Source organism: Nocardia sp. NPDC050435 (assembly GCF_040655395.1).
GTDB lineage: Bacteria > Actinomycetota > Actinomycetes > Mycobacteriales > Mycobacteriaceae > Nocardia.
Map to the genome: position 1 here is coordinate 764493 of NZ_JBFAJW010000001.1, position 14704 is coordinate 779196.

Here is a 14704-nt window from a genome sequence, read left to right on the forward strand (position 1 = left end):
CGGGCGCCGTGTTCAGGGCTGCTTGGCATCGGTGATCTCGAGCGAGTGCCCGGCGGCGGGCGCGGTGGGGCGGGCGCGGCTGTCGAACCAGCCCAGCAGCGGCTCGACCACGCGCGCCGCGATCGGGCCCATGACGGCCATGATCAGCACATAGGTGGTGGCCATGGCCGCGAACTGGCCGGGGACCGCGCCGGCGCTGACGGCCAGGCCGGCGATGACGATGGAGAACTCACCGCGCGCCACCAGGGCGGTGCCCGCGCGGGCGCGCCCGTAGCGCGAGGCTCCGGCGCGTTTGGCCGCCCACCAGCCGGTCGCCAGTTTGGTGGCGGTGGTGGTCACGGCCAGCACGATGGCCCAGCCCAGCACCGGCGGGATGCTGGCCGGGTCGGTGCTCAGGCCGAAGAGCACGAAGAACATGGCGGCGAACAGATCGCGCAGTGGTTCCAGGATCTTGGTGGCGGTGTGGGCGGTGGAGTCGGAGATGGCGATGCCGAGCAGGAACGCGCCCACCGCCGCCGATACCTGCAGGGCGGAGGCGATCCCGGCGACCAGTAGCGCCGAGCCGAGGAGTTTGAGCAGGAAGATCTCGCGGTCTTCGCTGTCGACGATCATCGAGACGTAGCGGCCGTAGCGCAGCGCGATCACCAGCACCACGGTGACGGCGAGCAGTGCGATGCCGAGGGTCTTGAGCCCGGCGGCGAAGCCGACGCCGGCCAGCACGGCGGTGAGCACCGGCAGATAGCCCGCCATGACCAGGTCTTCGAAGACCAGGATCGACAGGATCGTCGGCGTCTCGCGGTTGCCCAGGCGCCCGAGGTCTCCGAGCACCTTGGCGATGATGCCCGAGGAGGAGATGTAGGTGACCCCGGCCATCGCGACCGCGCCGGTCACGCCCCAGCCCAGCATCAGCGCCACGATGACCCCGGGGGTCGCGTTGAGCACGATGTCGAGCACGCCCGCCGCCCAGGAACTCTTCAGTCCGGTGACCAGTTCGCTGGCGGTGTACTCCAATCCGAGCAGCAGCAACAGCAGTACGACGCCGATCTCGCTGGCCAGGTGGATGAATTCGTCGACGTGATTCAACTCGACCAGGCCGCCGGTGCCGAAGACCAGCCCGCCGATCAGATACAGGGGGATCGGCGACATGCCGATCCGCGCGGCCATGCGGCCCAGCAGTCCCAACCCGAAAAACACCGCGCCCAGCTGGATCAGCGCGAGCGCGGTTTCGTGTGCCACCATCTATTCCTCAGCCATCCGTCACAATTCTGACGGCGGTGGCCGTGGGCCTTCCGCCGTGTCGAGCACAGAATGTCGGTTGCCGCGAACGTTGTTCAGTTACGCCGCAGCGATCGAGGAAAGAGGTACGGCATCGTGGTGTATGCGTGATACGTGTATGCCATGGGCAGCTCCTTTCGGTTCGATTCGCCCTGAGACGGACTCGCGGAGTCAGCCATCGGCAGTCCCCCAGCTCACCTGCTTGGTAATGATTCCGTAAAGGAGCCGACTTCGCAAACTGGTCGGTGTGTGAAACGCGTCGCGGGCACGGTGGATTCCGTTGCCCCGCAACGGGTTACGCCGGGCTCAGGGCCGGGGGATGTTGCGCAGGTTGCTGCGTGCCAGATCCAGCATGGTGCCCACGCCGCCGCCCAGAACCGTGCGCCCGGCGCTGAGGGCGAAGCCGCGCAGCATCTCTCCGGTGATCTTGGGCGGAATGGACAGGGCGTTGGGGTCGGTGACCAACTCCAGCACCGCCGGACCGTCGGTGGCGAAGGTGGCGCGCAAGCCCTCGGCGATGGCGGCCGGGTCCTGCACCCGCAGCGCCGCCAGACCGCAGGCGCGCGCGATCGCGGTGAAATCGACCGGGGCGTGGTCGGTGCCGAAGGAGGGGTAGCCGTCGACCATCATCTCCAGTTTCACCATGCCCAGGCTGGCGTTGTTGAACACCACGACCTTGACCGGCAGATCGTAGGTGCGCAGGGTCAGCAGTTCCCCGAGCAGCATGCTCAGCCCGCCGTCGCCGCAGATCGCGACGACCTGCCGGTCCGGGTAGGCGAGCTGGGCGCCGATCGCGTGCGGCAGCGCGTTGGCCATGCTGCCGTGCAGGAACGACCCGATCACCCGCCGCCGCCCGTTGGGGGTGAGGTAGCGGGCCGCCCAGACATTGCCCATGCCGGTGTCCACGGTGAACACCGTGTCCTCGGCGGCGTGCGAATCCAGCAGCGCAGCAGCGTATTCCGGGTGGATCGGGGTGTGGTGGGCGATGTCGCCGGTGTAGGCCGAGACCACTTTGTCCAGCAGTTTCTCGTGCCGGCGCAGCATCTTGTCCAGGAACGCGCGGTCGGCGCGCGGGCGCAGCCGGCCCAGCAGCAGCGCGAGGGTTTCCTTGATGTCGCCGTGCACCGCCAGCTCCAGGGGAGTGCGGCGGCCGAAGCGGGTCAGGTCGTGGTCGATCTGCACCGTGCGCCGCTGGGGCAGGAAGGTGTCGTAGGGGAAGTCGGTGCCCAGCAGCAGCACGCAGTCGGCCTCGTGCATGGCTTCGTAGCAGGCGCCGTAGCCGAGCAGTCCGCTCATGCCGACATCGAAGGGGTTGTCGTATTGGATCCACTGCTTGCCGCGCAGGCTGTGGCCCACCGGCGCGCCGAGCGCCTCGGCCAGGGCCAGCACCTCGGCGTGCGCGTCGGCCACGCCGTCACCGCAGAACAGCATGACCTTGTCCGCGTCGTCGAGGATCTCGGCGAGTTCGGCGATGCGCCGCGCGCCCGGCACCACCGGGGAGCGCTGCGCCAGGTGGGTGGGTGCGGGCTGATCGGCGGGCGCGTCCTGGGCGCTGACATCGCCGGGGATGGTCAGCACCGCGACCCCGGGCGTGCCGAGCGCGGTCTGCACGGCGATGCGCAGCAGCCGGGGCAGCTGCTCGGGCGCGGAGATCAGTTCGCTGAAAGCGCTGCACTCGGTGAACAGGTGCTGGGGATGGGTCTCCTGGAAGAACCCGGTGCCGATCTGGGACAGCGGGATGTGGGAGGCGATCGCCAGCACCGGCGCGCCGGTGCGGTGGGCGTCGTAGAGCCCGTTGATCAGGTGCAGGTTGCCCGGCCCGCAGCTGCCCGCGCAGACCGCGAGCTTGCCGGTCAGCTGCGCCTCGGCGGAGGCGGCGAACGCAGCGGCCTCCTCGTGGCGGACGTGCACCCACTCGATGCCCTCGGTGCGGCGGACCGCGTCGACGATGGGATTGAGGCTGTCGCCCACGATGCCGTGGATGCGGGTGACCCCGAGCGCGACCAGGTCGCGCACGAGCATGTCGGCCAGAGTCGCCATGGTCTGCCTGCTTTCGCTCGGGGAACGGAGGTGCCGAGAGACTGCGAGGAACTGCGGGCAGAATGCCCGTACCGATCGGTCTGAAACAAGCCTAGGTGCATGCCGGGGGATACAGTGCGCTCAGGAACCCACTGACCAGAAAGGGGTGTTCGCGACGTGGCCGACGCCGAACCGATCAGCTGGAAGCACCTGAAAGCGCGCACACCCGGCGACGCCGACCGGGCCGCGCTGCGCGAGACCCTCCTCGAGCGCGCCGCACTGGTCGCGGCACAGGGCTGGAACGCCTACCGCGACACCTGGACCCCCAGTGACCTGGCCGCCGTCGCCTATCTGCTCGAGGACACCGACATGCTCGCCGAACTCGACGAGCACGAGGGCGCGGTCCTGACCCGCTTCGCCGGCGAACTCTACGGATTCCAGGGCGCGCGCAAAGAGATCGAGTCCGGCCTGCGCGGCACCCAGGAGTGGTTCGCCGCCGCCCGCGCCGAACTCGCCCGGCGCGGGCGCTGAGCATCTACATCGGATACACCGCGTGCTTGCGCGGATTGAACTCCGGCTTCACCGGCGGCTTGTCGCGCAGCAGCCGCAGCGCGCGCCGGATCTCGAGCCGGGTGCGCGAGGGTTCGATGACCGCGTCGATGTAGCCGCGCTCGGCGGCGATCCACGGGGTGGCGATGGTCTCGTTGTAATGGTTGACCATGAACTCGCGCGCCGCGGCCCGCTGCTCCTCGGGCACCGCGGCCAGCTGGCGCTTGCCGATCAAATCGACGGCGCTCTCCGCGCCGATCACCGCGATCCGCGCGGTCGGCCACGCGAAACTGATGTCGGCCCCGACCTGGCGGGCCGCCATCATGCCGTAGGCGCCGCCGTAGGACTTGCGCACCACCAGATTGATGATCGGCACGGTCGCCTCGATGATCGCGCGCGGCACCCGGCCGCCGCGGATGATCACCCCGGCCGCCTCCTGCTCCAGCCCCGGCAGCACGCCGGGGGTGTCCACGACGAAGACCAGCGGAATGTTGAACGCGTCGCACAGGCGGATGAAATAGGTCGACTTGTCCGAGCAAGCGGCATCGATCGAACCGCCCAGCACCAGCGGCTGATTGGCGATCACGCCGACCGGATAGCCGTCGACGCGGGCGAACCCGGTGATCAGGTTCGGCGCGAACGCCGCGCGCACCTCGTGGAATTCGCCGTCGTCGAAGATCCGCAACAGGATCTCGTGCATGTCGTAGCCGGTGCGGTCGGAGTCGGGGATGAGCGTGTCGAGTTCGCGGTCGTAGGCGGTGAGCTCGGGTTCGAGACCGGGGTTGACGATCGGCGGCTGCTCGAGACAGCTGGTCGGCATGTAGCTCAGGTACCGGCGGGCCCAGTCGTAGGCGGCCTGCTCGGTGTCGGCGACATGGTGCAGGGTGCCGCGTTCGGCCTGCACCGCCGCCCCGCCCAGCGCCTCGGCGGTGATGTCCTCGCCGTTGACGGCCTTGATCACCTCCGGGCCGGTGACGAACATGTAGGAGTCGCCGGTACCGATCAGCACGTCGGTGTTGATCGGCCCGTACACCGACCCGGCCGCGCACTTGCCGAGAATGATCGACACCTGCGGCACATACCCCGACAGCTTCTCCAGCACCCGGGAGATGTCGCCGAAGGAGGCGATCGAACCCACCGCGTCCTGGATGCGCGCGCCGCCGGAGTCGTTGATCGTCACCACCGGGCACGCGGTGTCGAAGGCCAGTTGCAGCGCGCGCATGAACTTGCGCGCGGAGGTGACGCCGACCGAGCCGCCGTAGACGGTCTGGTCGTGCGCGATCACCACCACCGGGCGGCCCGCGATCAGCCCGCGCCCGGTAACCAGGCCGTCGCCGTAGAGCGCGTCGGGGACACCGGGCTGCCGCGCCAGCGCGCCGGTCTCCAGGAAGCTGCCCTTGTCCACCAGCAGCTCGATCCGGGACCGCACACTGGGAATGCCCTTCTTGGCCCGCTTGGCGATCGCGCTCGCACCCGCGGGCTCGGCGGCCGCCGCCAGGATCTTTTCCAGTTCGCCGAGTTTGTCCCGGGTACCCACCACGCCGCCGCCACCTTCCACCATCACACTGTGTTGCCCACGCGACCGTAGAGCCTGCGCGCCCGCCGCAGCGATCCCACCTGGCATTTGCTGGAAAGATCACAACGGCGGGCGGATCTGTCTGGCACTGTCGACAATTCGGCCGCAGCGGGCACCGACAGGCTGGCGGGCGACCGGCGCGCGAGTCGGTTCGCCCGTTTCCGACGGCGATCAGCGCGCCATGGCCGATTTGGTGTCGCTCTGCGCGGCCAGGCCGGGCAGGTCCCGGGCGTGCTCGGCCCATCCTGCGGTGGTGTCCACCCGGCCCGAGGCGATCAGGGTTCGGGCCGCGCGGATGTCGCGGGGCCGGCCGACGCCGACCGCGCCGACGAGCGCGCCCCCGGCCACGGCCAAGGCGATGAATTCCCGGGACTCGATCGAGCCGTGCACGACCAGGTCCTCGTGCTCGCGCGGTGCGCCCGCGAATTGCAGGTTGAGCCCGTACTGGGTGGACCAGCCCCACGGCGTCTCCAGCTCGGTGACCGGTTGTCCGAGCATGGCTTTCGCGGCCGCCGCGCCCTGGGCGACCGCGCTGTTCCAGTGTTCGGCGCGTTCGTGGCGGCCCCGGCGCACGGTGAACCGGGCCGCCACGTCACCGGCGGCGAACACACCCGGCGCGGAGGTGCGGAACTCGTGGTCGACGAGGATCCCGTCACCGACCGCGAGACCGGCGGTGCGGGCCAGCGCGGTATCGGGTTCCGCGCCGATAGCCACCAGCGCCGAGGCGCCGGTCCAGGTGCGTCCGCGCACATCGGTGGCCACCACGCCGCGGGTGTCGATCTGCTCGACCCCGGCCAGGCGCACGTCGTTGTCGATGCGCACCCCGTGCTCGGCGTGCAGGGCGGCGATCATCGCCGAGACCCGCGCCGGCACCACGCGTTCCAGCGGTGCCGCGCTCGCGTTGAGTACATGCACCTGCCCGCCCAGCCCGCGCGCGGTCGCGGCGACCTCGAGCCCGACCAGCCCGGCTCCGATGACCAGCAGCGGCCCGGCGTCGATCGCCGCCCGCAACTCCGCGACGTCCCCGGCCCCGCGCAGGCAGCGCACCCGCACCGGTTGATGCTGTTCGAGCCGGCGCGCCCGCGCCCCGGTGGCCAGCAGCAGCCGGTCGTAGTCGAGGGCTTCGCCGGTGCCCAGCCACACCCTGGCGCGCTCGGTATCGAGATCGGTGACGGTGGCGCCGAGGCGCAACTCGATGTCGTGCTCGGCCCAGTACCCCGCGGATTCGAGCAGGCACCGCTCGGGCGCGCGGGTCCCGGCGAGCAGATCCTTGGAGACCATGGGCCGCCGGTAGGGCGGATGGGTCTCCGCGCCCACCAGCACCACCCGCCCGCGGTATCCGGATTCGCGCAGCGTGCGCGCCGCCGTGGCGCCGGCCGCTCCCGCGCCCACGATGACGATGCTCACGAGCGGCTGACCTCGACCATCTCGAAATCGGACTTGGCCGCGCCGCAGTCCGGGCAGGACCAGTCCGCGGGGATGTCGGCCCAGCGGGTGCCGGGGGACAGGCCGTCCTCGGGCCAGCCCAGGGCCTCGTCGTACTCGAATCCGCATTGCAGGCAACGGAACAGCTTGTAGTCGGTACTCACGGGGTGGTCCTCTCGGCGGGTTCGAAATCGACTTTCTCGCGGACGCCGCAGTCGGGGCAGCACCAGTCCTCGGGCACGTCCGTCCACGGGGTGCCGGCCGGGAAACCTTCCCGGGGCGCGCCGGTGGCCTCGTCGTAGACGTAGTCGCACACCGGGCAGCGGTAGGCAGCCATCACCGGGCCCCGTACCGGGCGAGCAGCCGCTCGCGCTTGGCCGGTTGCAGGTTGACCCGCGCGATGTCGCCGTCGTAGTGGTCGAGCACGCGGTGGTCCATGACCCGCCGCCACAGCGGCGGGAAGTAGGCCAGCGCGATCATGCTGGCGTAGCCGCTGGGCAGATTCGGCGCGCCGTCCATGCTGCGCAGGGTCTGGTAGCGGCGGGTGGGGTTGGCGTGATGATCGCTGTGGCGCTGCAGGTGATAGAGGAAGATGTTGGTCACGATGTGGTCGGAGTTCCAGCTGTGCACGGGGGTGCAGCGCTCATAGCGCCCGGAGGCGGTGCGCTGACGCAGCAGCCCGTAGTGCTCGAGATAGTTGACCGTCTCCAGCAGCGTGAAACCGTAGACGGCCTGGATCACCAGGTAGGGCAGCACCGACGGGCCGAAGGCCACGGCCAGCCCGCCCCACAGCGCCACCGTCATCAGCCAGGCGTTGAGCACGTCGTTGCGCAGGGTCCAGGGACTGTGCTCGAGGCGGCGCAGCCGGGCGGCCTCGAGTTCCCAGGACGAGCGCAGGCTGCCCCACACGCTGCGCGGCAGGAAGGCCCAGAAGGTTTCCCCGAAGCGGGCGCTGGCCGGGTCCTCGGGGGTGGCCACGCGCACGTGATGGCCGCGGTTGTGCTCGATGTAGAAGTGGCCGTAGGCGGTCTGGGCGAGGGTGATCTTGGACAGCCAGCGTTCGAGCTGGTCCTTCTTGTGCCCGAGCTCGTGCGCGGTGTTGATGCCGACCCCGCCCATCGCGCCGATGCTGAACGCCAGCCCGATCTTGGAGACGACCCCCAGACCGCCGTCGACGCCGAGCCAGGACAGGTCGGTGGCCGTCCACAGGTAGCAGGCGAACACCATGCTGGCCAGCTGCAACGGAATGTAGGCGTAGGTGCAGTAGCGGTAGTACCTGTCGTTTTCCAGCCGCTCCATCACCTCCTCGGGCGGGTTCTGTCCGTCGGGGCCGAAGAACAGGTCCAGCAGGGGGAGCAGGACATAGATCAGGATCGGGCCGATCCACCACCAGACCGGGGCCGCGGCGTGCCAGCCGAGCCAGTTGAACGCCCAGACCAGGACCGCGGCCACGCCGAGCGCGGTCGGTGCGATCAGACCGAGCAGCCACAGATAGCGCTTGCGGTCGCGCCACACGGGCGCGGCCGGGTCGCCGATGCGAGATGTCATGTCGTACTCCGTTTACACATTCGAGCAATGTGTATTCAGTAGATACAACTAGATATGAGTTGTCAACGACGGAGTCAGATCCGGCTCTGCTGTACGATGGCCGACGTGGCTCAAGCGCCGAACTTCCAGACAGAGATGCGCCAACTCCTGCGCGAACGCGCCCTGGACGCGGCCCGCGAGGTCGTCTGCACCGAAGGCTGGGGCGCGGTCAACATGTCGCGCCTGGCCAAAGACGTCGGCATCAGCCGGCCCGTGCTCTACAAGGAGATCGGCACCCGCCAAGAACTCGCCGACGCCCTCATCGAACGCGAACTCACCACGTTCATCGCCGGAATCATCGCCACCCTGAGCGAACACCCCGACGACCCCGGCGCCGGCATGACCCGCGCCGCCGAATACACCCTGCGCACCGGCGCCGACAACGTCCTGCTCAAAGCCGTGCTCTCCGGCCGCCACACCGGCGACACCACCCTGCTGCCCGCCCTGATGACCGAACCCGAACCGGTCCTGGGCCGCGCCATCGCCGCCCTCGTGCCCGCCATGCGCGCGAGCTACGACCTGCCCGATCTCTCCGACGCGAACCTGGCCACCCTCGCCGAGATCCTGGTCCGGTTCACCCTGAGCCACCTGTTCCAGCCGGTCGGCCCGCTCGACCGCGCCGTCGCCCAGATCGAACTCGTCGTCACCCGCGTCTACGCCGCGCTCCACGAATGATTACCCGCCGGGTAATGGTCCCGCGCCCCGAAAATTCCTAGAGTGCAATCGTGCACACTATGACAGCCGGCGACCTGCTGCGGCACTGGCGCCAGGAACGCCGCCTCAGCCAACTCGAACTGGCCGTCCGCGCCGACACCTCCGCCCGGCACCTGAGTTTCCTGGAAACCGGCCGCGCCACCCCCAGCCGAGCCATGCTGGCCAACCTCTGCGAACACCTGCAGATCCCGCTGCGCGAACGCAACCGCCTGCTCCTGGCCGCCGGCTACGCCCCCGCCTTCGCCGAACCCGGCCTCGACACCCCCGAAATGGCGCCCGTGCGCGCGGCCATCCGCCAAATCCTCGACGGCCAGCAGCCCTACCCGGCCCTGGCCATCGACCAATCCTGGACCATGATCGACGCCAACGCCGGAGTAGCCCTGCTGCTCGAGGGCATCGACCCCGCCCTGCTCCAGCCCCCGGTCAACGCCCTGCGCCTGAGCCTGCACCCCGACGGCCTCGCCGGGCGCATCCGCAACCTGCCCGAATGGCGCGGGCACCTCTTCGCCCGCCTGACCCGCCAGATCGAAGTCACCGGGTCCGCGGAGCTGGCCGAACTGCGGGCCGAACTCCGCGCCTACCCCGGCGGCGAAACCGAACTCGTCCTGCCCGAACCCGACCAGGTGGTGGTCCCGCTGCGCCTGCGCCACGACGGGCAGGACCTGTCGTTCCTCAGCGTGACCACCGTCTTCGGCACCCCGATGAACGTCACCGTCGCCGAACTCGCGATCGAATCCTTCCTGCCCGCCGACGCGGCCACCCGGGCCGCGCTCGCCTGAATCAGGACGTCTTCGCGATGATGTTCTCCGCGTAGCGGGACAGATTCGCGATCTTGGTCTCCAGGCTCTCGGTGTCGTGCTCGCGGGTGTAGGGCACCCGGAAGCCGACGATCACATCGGTGACGCCCTTGTCCTCGAGCCGCTTGATCCCATCCACGGTGTAGGCGTCCAGCGAGATCACATGCACCTCGTAGTCCTTGCGCGAACCGTACTCCTCCCGCAGCTTGTTCAGCTTGCCCAGCAGCCGATCCAGCTCCTCGCCGTCACCGCCGGCGTGCATCCAGCCGTCGCAACGCGCGGCCCGGCGCAACGCCGGCGCACTGTGCCCGCCGATCAGGATCGGCACCGGCTCGGTCGGCACCGGACTGATCTTGATCGGCGGCAGGTCGTAGAACTCGCCGTGGTACTCGAAATACCCGCCCGCGCACAACCCGCGCACGATATCGATGCACTCGTCCATGCGCGCGCCACGCTTCTCGAACGGCACGTCCATGATCTCGAAATCATCCGGCCACGGACTGATGCCCACACCGAACCCGAACCGGTTGTTGCTCAACGCCGCCAGCGACGCCGCCTGCTTGGCCGCCAGCACCGGCGGCCGGATCGGCAGCTTCACCACGAACGGCGTCGCCCGCAGCGTCTTGGTCGCCGCCAGGATCGCCGCCGAGAGCACGAACGCCTCGATGAACGGCTTGTCCTCCAGGAACTCCCGATTCCCGTCCGGAGTGTAGGGATAGGTCGAATCGGACTCCTTGGGATAGGCGATGCTGTCCGCCACCGTGATCGAGGAGTACCCGGCCTCCTCGGCCGCCTGCGCCAACGGCACGTAATACTCCGGGTTCGTCATCGCCTCGGCATAGGTGAATCGCAATGTGCAACCTTTCTGTGGGTGCGCGGGACCGGGCCCGCGACAACTCGGGCGGGGCTAAGTCCAGGGGTTGCGATATCCGTCCGGCACGAGCTGGTCGAACACCGCCCGCATCTCCGGCGAGAGCCGCATCAATTCCACATACGAGCCGATCGGGCCGCCCGCCAGATAGGCGAACTCCATCCCGGCGCCCTCGAAGGCGCCGCGCGCCACGATCTCCCGCCCCGCCGCCCGCGCCTCGGCCAGCGCGGCGTCGAAGTCCTCGGGAATCCACGCCACGTGATGCAGACCGGGCCCACTGTGCGCGAGCTGCTCGGAGTACAGGCTCACCCCCGACCGCGGCTCGATCAGCTCCAGCTGCTGCCCGCCCGCGTACCCCAGCGCGACGGTGATCGTGTAGTCGGCGGGCGCGCCGCGATGCTCACACAGCTCCGGCCCGAAGCGCACGTCCGGGATCGTGAACCACTTCTCGACCCCGTAGCGCTCGGTGAACTCCCGGGTCGCCGCGGCGATGTCGGCAACCACCCAGCACAGCTGGAAGATCGGCCCACGCGCAGTCGTCATCACACACCCCCGACTGCAACGTGTTCTAAATTCACGCCCTCAACAAACCACCCCCACCCCGACAACGTCAAGAGTTCACGCTGAATACCGCGCTCACACCGCCCGCGAACGCCGCGTCAATTCCACTGTCGCCGCACGCAGTTGATCCACCCCGTCCACCGGCTCCACATAACCCACCCGCGTCCGCGCCACACCCCGCGGCGTCACCACCCGCAAATCCAGCCCATACCGATCCGCCCGCTCACAACTCGCCTCCGACGCGTCCGGATACCCACCCAGCGCCCGCGCCATCGACAACAACGCATCCGCGTGATCGGCGTTCAAATGCTCGATCGCCCGCCCCGCCTCCGGAATCACCGGATCCGGCCGCGCCGCCGCGTACTCCTCCGCCGACGCCGAATCCATCCGCCCATAACCACCCACCCAGCGCACCCGCCGCACCCGCAACACCCACAGCGCGAAATCGCTGTAGTCGATGTAGTACCGCGCCGCGGGCACCGCCGCCAGATGCGCCTCCCGCGCCGCCGCCAACTCCGCACCCTCCGGCCGCTCCACCACACCCGCCAGCGTGATCCGCGTCCCCGCCAGCGGATCCGCCGGCAACTCCGGCGCCACCACCGCGATACTCGCCCGCGCATCCGCCGCCAGATTCCGCCCGTGCTCGGCCATCCGCGACACACACAGCACCGGCTGCCCCGCCAGCAAGCCATAGGTCACGAACGACGCCCACGGCGTACCGTCCGAACTCAGACTGGCCAGCGTCCCCGTATTGCCCGAGGCCGCCACCGTGCGCGCCTCCTCCGCCGCAGAAGGCCGCGCGGCATTCACCACCGCCGCCAGCGGCTGCGGAATCGAGGGCGCGTCGCCCGGGTCACCATGATCGAGAGTCATCCGCAGTCCTTCAGCCGGGGGATACGCCGCCGCCGATTCTTCCACCCGCACACCCCGCGACCCGGCGCACCTGCCCGTCTCCCGTGGAATCGCCGCTGCCCGAACGCCAATGGACCCCAATGCGCAGGCGCGACGGCAGCCGATGGGCGACACTGTGCGGCGTGACTCGATACGCATTCGACGCCGACCGCAACGCTCTCGTCGCCATCTGGGCGACCGGGCGCGGCGACCTGACCGAGACTGTGGCGGTCCTGCCGCCGATAAGTCCGGACCAGGCAACGGGATTGGCGTCGAATCTCACGACCCTGTCCCGCTTCCAGTGGCGCACCTACACCCATCCCGCCAGCGCCGCAGGCGATCCCGACGTCCCCAACAGCGAAGCCTGGCGCCGCGCCGAGGAACGCCGCAACTTCAAGGACGTCGAAGCCGGTATCCGGCACCCCAACCTGCCCACCGACCACGGACTGGTCGTCTCCTACAGCGGCGTCGTCGAATCCGCGCACCGGCTCGGGCGCGCCCTGCACCTCATCGACGTCGAAGAACTGACCGAGACGATCGTCGCCGAGGTGGACCGGGAGCAGCGCGCCATCGAATCCGCCGAACTCGGCGACCTGTCCGCCCGCGCCCGCCAGGCCGTCGAACTGTCCCGGCCCGACGTCTCACCGGCCCAGGTGCAGGCCGCCGATCAACTGCTGCGCGCCGACCCACTCGGCTCGCTGGAACTGTTCACCGAGCTCGATCCCGCCTCGGCCTCGGTGGCCGCCGCGCACTGGCTCTTCGCCGCCGCCGAGGTCGCGGGGGAGCTCGCCGGCATTCCCACGACGGAGGTCGTCGTCGAGGCCGACGAACTGGAAGCCCTCCAGGTGGACACGCCGACCCTGGTGCTGGAACGGCTGGTAGCGGGGGAGACCCCCACCGAGATCGTCGCCGACCTGATCGCCGAGGCGATGGCGGTCTCCGAGGGGCACGTGCCGGCGCCGTGGGCCGTCGTCGCGCGGGTCGCCGAAATAGAAGAGCAGGCGCGCAAATACGAGGTCGACAGCGCGACGCGGGCCGCCTTGCTGGCCGAGTTCCGGATCAGCCGGTTGGATCCGGTCCGCCCCGCCCTCGACCTGCTCGAGGATCTACTGGACGGTATCCGCGGCTGCCTGCTGCTGTACACCGCGCACAGTGCGGGGGATGACGCCGATCTGGAGGAGCAGTTCGCCGACGACGTCAGGGGAGAAGCGGACGCGCACTCCGACCAGCTGTTCTGAGCTGGGAAGTCGAGGCCGGTTCCGGCTGGCTGACTTCCAACGAAAGCATCCTAGTTTGTAGATATGCGCATCTAACTATGTGAATCCTTTGTATACATCGTCACCACAGTGCCACTCAAGTCAAAAGACCGCTCCGACAAGGGGAGGGGCTCGCTCGGGGGCCCGTAGACAGGGGAGAGGGGCTGCCGGTGTTTGCACGCCGCTCGTAGGGGCGAGTGGCGCGCAATCGGCCTCCGGTGCGGCTGAACCGGAGGCCGGCGGCGAGGGTTGCTACGCTGCGATCAGATGAACTCGGGGAAGTAAAGATGCTCCAATCGGGCTATGCGTATCAATGCATGCAAACCCTCTGTGCCGCTACGCAATTCATCACGCGCGGCAACCAAAAGACGCAACGACGCCCAGGGGCGTCAGTTCTGCTGGGTGACGCAGTACCAGAGGACCGCCATCGTCCCCAGGACGAACAGCGGTGAGATCACCCAGGTTTCGACCTTGTTCCCGGTGCGCTCGATGATAGGCAGCCGGACGCGGAGGTCGAATGGCCAGAAGAGCCGGCAGCCGCGGTCGGTGAGGCAGTCGCCAAGGATGTGGGCCAAGGCGCCCAGGGCCACGCAGAAGGGGAGCCAGGCGGGCTTGTCGGTGAGGAAATGGTCCATGACGAACGTGCCCGACACGGCGAGCACGATGACCGTGCCGTAGGTGCGCACGCTGTTGCCGGGCGGGCACAGGTGCAGGGCCCGGACGGCCAAGGCCAGCAGGAAGAAGACCAGGGCCAGGGTGAACGGTCGTCCGAGCCAGTGCGCGCCCGCCCACGTGGCGGCGAACGCGACGGCGACGAACAGCAGCGAGTGCGTACCGCGCCGGTGGCCGCCGGAGAGCTTGCTGATCAGCACGCAGAGGAAATACGACACCGGGCCCAGCACGTGGGCGATGGAACTCTTCGGGTGGTCGGCGTCGGGGAGCAGCGCGGCGCCGGCGGTCAGGAAGACGCCGAGCACCAGCTCGACCGTCCCGATATGACCGCTGCCCTCCTGGATGACCGGGTAGGTCAGCGCGGTGACGGGCAGCAGCGCCGCCGCCCCCGCCCAGGCCAGCGCGCCACTGGTCGCGTGAGAATGTCCAAGCACCCGGCAACGTTAGTTGAACGAACGACCATCCTGAAAATCGTTTGCTACCGAGCACTTTCACCGGTAAGCCTGGCTGC

The 14704-nt window shown here is 69.2% G+C and carries 15 protein-coding genes; 4 read left to right on the forward strand and 11 right to left on the reverse strand.

Translation table 11 applies throughout. The features are described from left to right. Nucleotides 1-12 precede the first annotated feature (12 nt). Together AB0I43_RS03690 and AB0I43_RS03695 are read right to left on the reverse strand one after the other, a co-directional pair. Entirely contained in the window at nucleotides 13-1239 is a 1227-nt protein-coding gene (locus AB0I43_RS03690; protein WP_356972976.1) for a cation:proton antiporter, read from the reverse strand. Between the two features lie 342 nt (nucleotides 1240-1581). Beyond that, the gene (locus AB0I43_RS03695) at nucleotides 1582-3315 is read right to left on the reverse strand and encodes a pyruvate dehydrogenase (RefSeq protein WP_356972977.1); all 1734 of its coding nucleotides are present in this window, start codon (nucleotides 3313-3315) and stop codon (nucleotides 1582-1584) included. 156 nt (nucleotides 3316-3471) lie between these two features. On the opposite strand from AB0I43_RS03695, the gene AB0I43_RS03700 reads away from it, so the two are divergent. Beyond that, nucleotides 3472-3825, forward strand: a complete 354-nt coding sequence (locus AB0I43_RS03700) for a hypothetical protein (RefSeq protein WP_356972978.1) — start codon at nucleotides 3472-3474, stop codon at nucleotides 3823-3825. 4 nt (nucleotides 3826-3829) lie between these two features. Here AB0I43_RS03700 and AB0I43_RS03705 read toward each other — a convergent pair whose 3' ends face one another. From AB0I43_RS03705 to AB0I43_RS03725, 5 genes are all read right to left on the reverse strand, one after another. Beyond that, on the reverse strand, nucleotides 3830-5383 hold the full coding sequence (locus AB0I43_RS03705) for an acyl-CoA carboxylase subunit beta (protein WP_356972979.1): 1554 nt from the start codon (nucleotides 5381-5383) through the stop codon (nucleotides 3830-3832). Between the two features lie 207 nt (nucleotides 5384-5590). Further along, nucleotides 5591-6826, reverse strand: coding sequence for an FAD-dependent oxidoreductase (locus AB0I43_RS03710; RefSeq protein ID WP_356972980.1), 1236 nt, complete (start codon nucleotides 6824-6826; stop codon nucleotides 5591-5593). Beyond that, nucleotides 6823-7008 (reverse strand): rubredoxin, encoded by a 186-nt coding sequence (locus AB0I43_RS03715; protein WP_356972981.1) that lies wholly within the window; start codon nucleotides 7006-7008, stop codon nucleotides 6823-6825. Before AB0I43_RS03715 ends, AB0I43_RS03710 begins: the two co-directional genes overlap by 4 nt. Then, complete coding sequence (locus AB0I43_RS03720) at nucleotides 7005-7181, reverse strand: rubredoxin (protein WP_356972982.1); 177 nt, start codon at nucleotides 7179-7181, stop codon at nucleotides 7005-7007. Before AB0I43_RS03720 ends, AB0I43_RS03715 begins: the two co-directional genes overlap by 4 nt. Then, on the reverse strand, nucleotides 7181-8392 hold the full coding sequence (locus tag AB0I43_RS03725; protein ID WP_356972983.1) for an alkane 1-monooxygenase: 1212 nt from the start codon (nucleotides 8390-8392) through the stop codon (nucleotides 7181-7183). The genes AB0I43_RS03720 and AB0I43_RS03725 overlap by 1 nt, the downstream gene beginning before the upstream one ends. Before the next feature lie 105 nt (nucleotides 8393-8497). Here AB0I43_RS03725 and AB0I43_RS03730 point away from each other — a divergent pair, with 105 nt between their 5' ends. Both AB0I43_RS03730 and AB0I43_RS03735 read left to right on the forward strand, forming a co-directional pair. Beyond that, nucleotides 8498-9106 (forward strand): TetR family transcriptional regulator, encoded by a 609-nt coding sequence (locus AB0I43_RS03730; RefSeq protein WP_356972984.1) that lies wholly within the window; start codon nucleotides 8498-8500, stop codon nucleotides 9104-9106. Nucleotides 9107-9165: 59 nt separating this feature from the next. After that, nucleotides 9166-9924, forward strand: coding sequence for a helix-turn-helix transcriptional regulator (locus tag AB0I43_RS03735; RefSeq protein WP_356973144.1), 759 nt, complete (start codon nucleotides 9166-9168; stop codon nucleotides 9922-9924). A gap of 1 nt (nucleotide 9925) precedes the next feature. On the opposite strand, the gene AB0I43_RS03740 is transcribed toward AB0I43_RS03735, so the two are convergent. The 3 genes from AB0I43_RS03740 to AB0I43_RS03750 all read right to left on the reverse strand — a co-directional run bounded on the left by AB0I43_RS03740 (nucleotide 9926) and on the right by AB0I43_RS03750 (nucleotide 12247). Beyond that, the gene (locus tag AB0I43_RS03740) at nucleotides 9926-10795 is read right to left on the reverse strand and encodes an LLM class flavin-dependent oxidoreductase (protein ID WP_356972985.1); all 870 of its coding nucleotides are present in this window, start codon (nucleotides 10793-10795) and stop codon (nucleotides 9926-9928) included. A 54-nt stretch (nucleotides 10796-10849) separates the two neighbouring features. Continuing rightward, nucleotides 10850-11356, reverse strand: coding sequence for a VOC family protein (locus tag AB0I43_RS03745; RefSeq protein WP_356972986.1), 507 nt, complete (start codon nucleotides 11354-11356; stop codon nucleotides 10850-10852). 93 nt (nucleotides 11357-11449) lie between these two features. Further along, the gene (locus AB0I43_RS03750) at nucleotides 11450-12247 is read right to left on the reverse strand and encodes a DUF2470 domain-containing protein (protein ID WP_356972987.1); all 798 of its coding nucleotides are present in this window, start codon (nucleotides 12245-12247) and stop codon (nucleotides 11450-11452) included. 161 nt (nucleotides 12248-12408) lie between these two features. Between AB0I43_RS03750 and AB0I43_RS03755 the strand changes: the two genes are divergently transcribed. Beyond that, a complete protein-coding gene (locus tag AB0I43_RS03755) occupies nucleotides 12409-13503 on the forward strand; it encodes a hypothetical protein (RefSeq protein ID WP_356972988.1) in 1095 nt (364 codons plus the stop codon). A 407-nt stretch (nucleotides 13504-13910) separates the two neighbouring features. Here the strand turns inward: AB0I43_RS03755 and AB0I43_RS03760 are convergent, their stop codons facing one another. Continuing rightward, nucleotides 13911-14627 carry a metal-dependent hydrolase gene (locus tag AB0I43_RS03760; protein ID WP_356972989.1) on the reverse strand — a complete coding sequence of 239 codons (717 nt, stop codon included), beginning with the start codon at nucleotides 14625-14627 and terminating at the stop codon, nucleotides 13911-13913. Nucleotides 14628-14704: the final 77 nt, after the last annotated feature.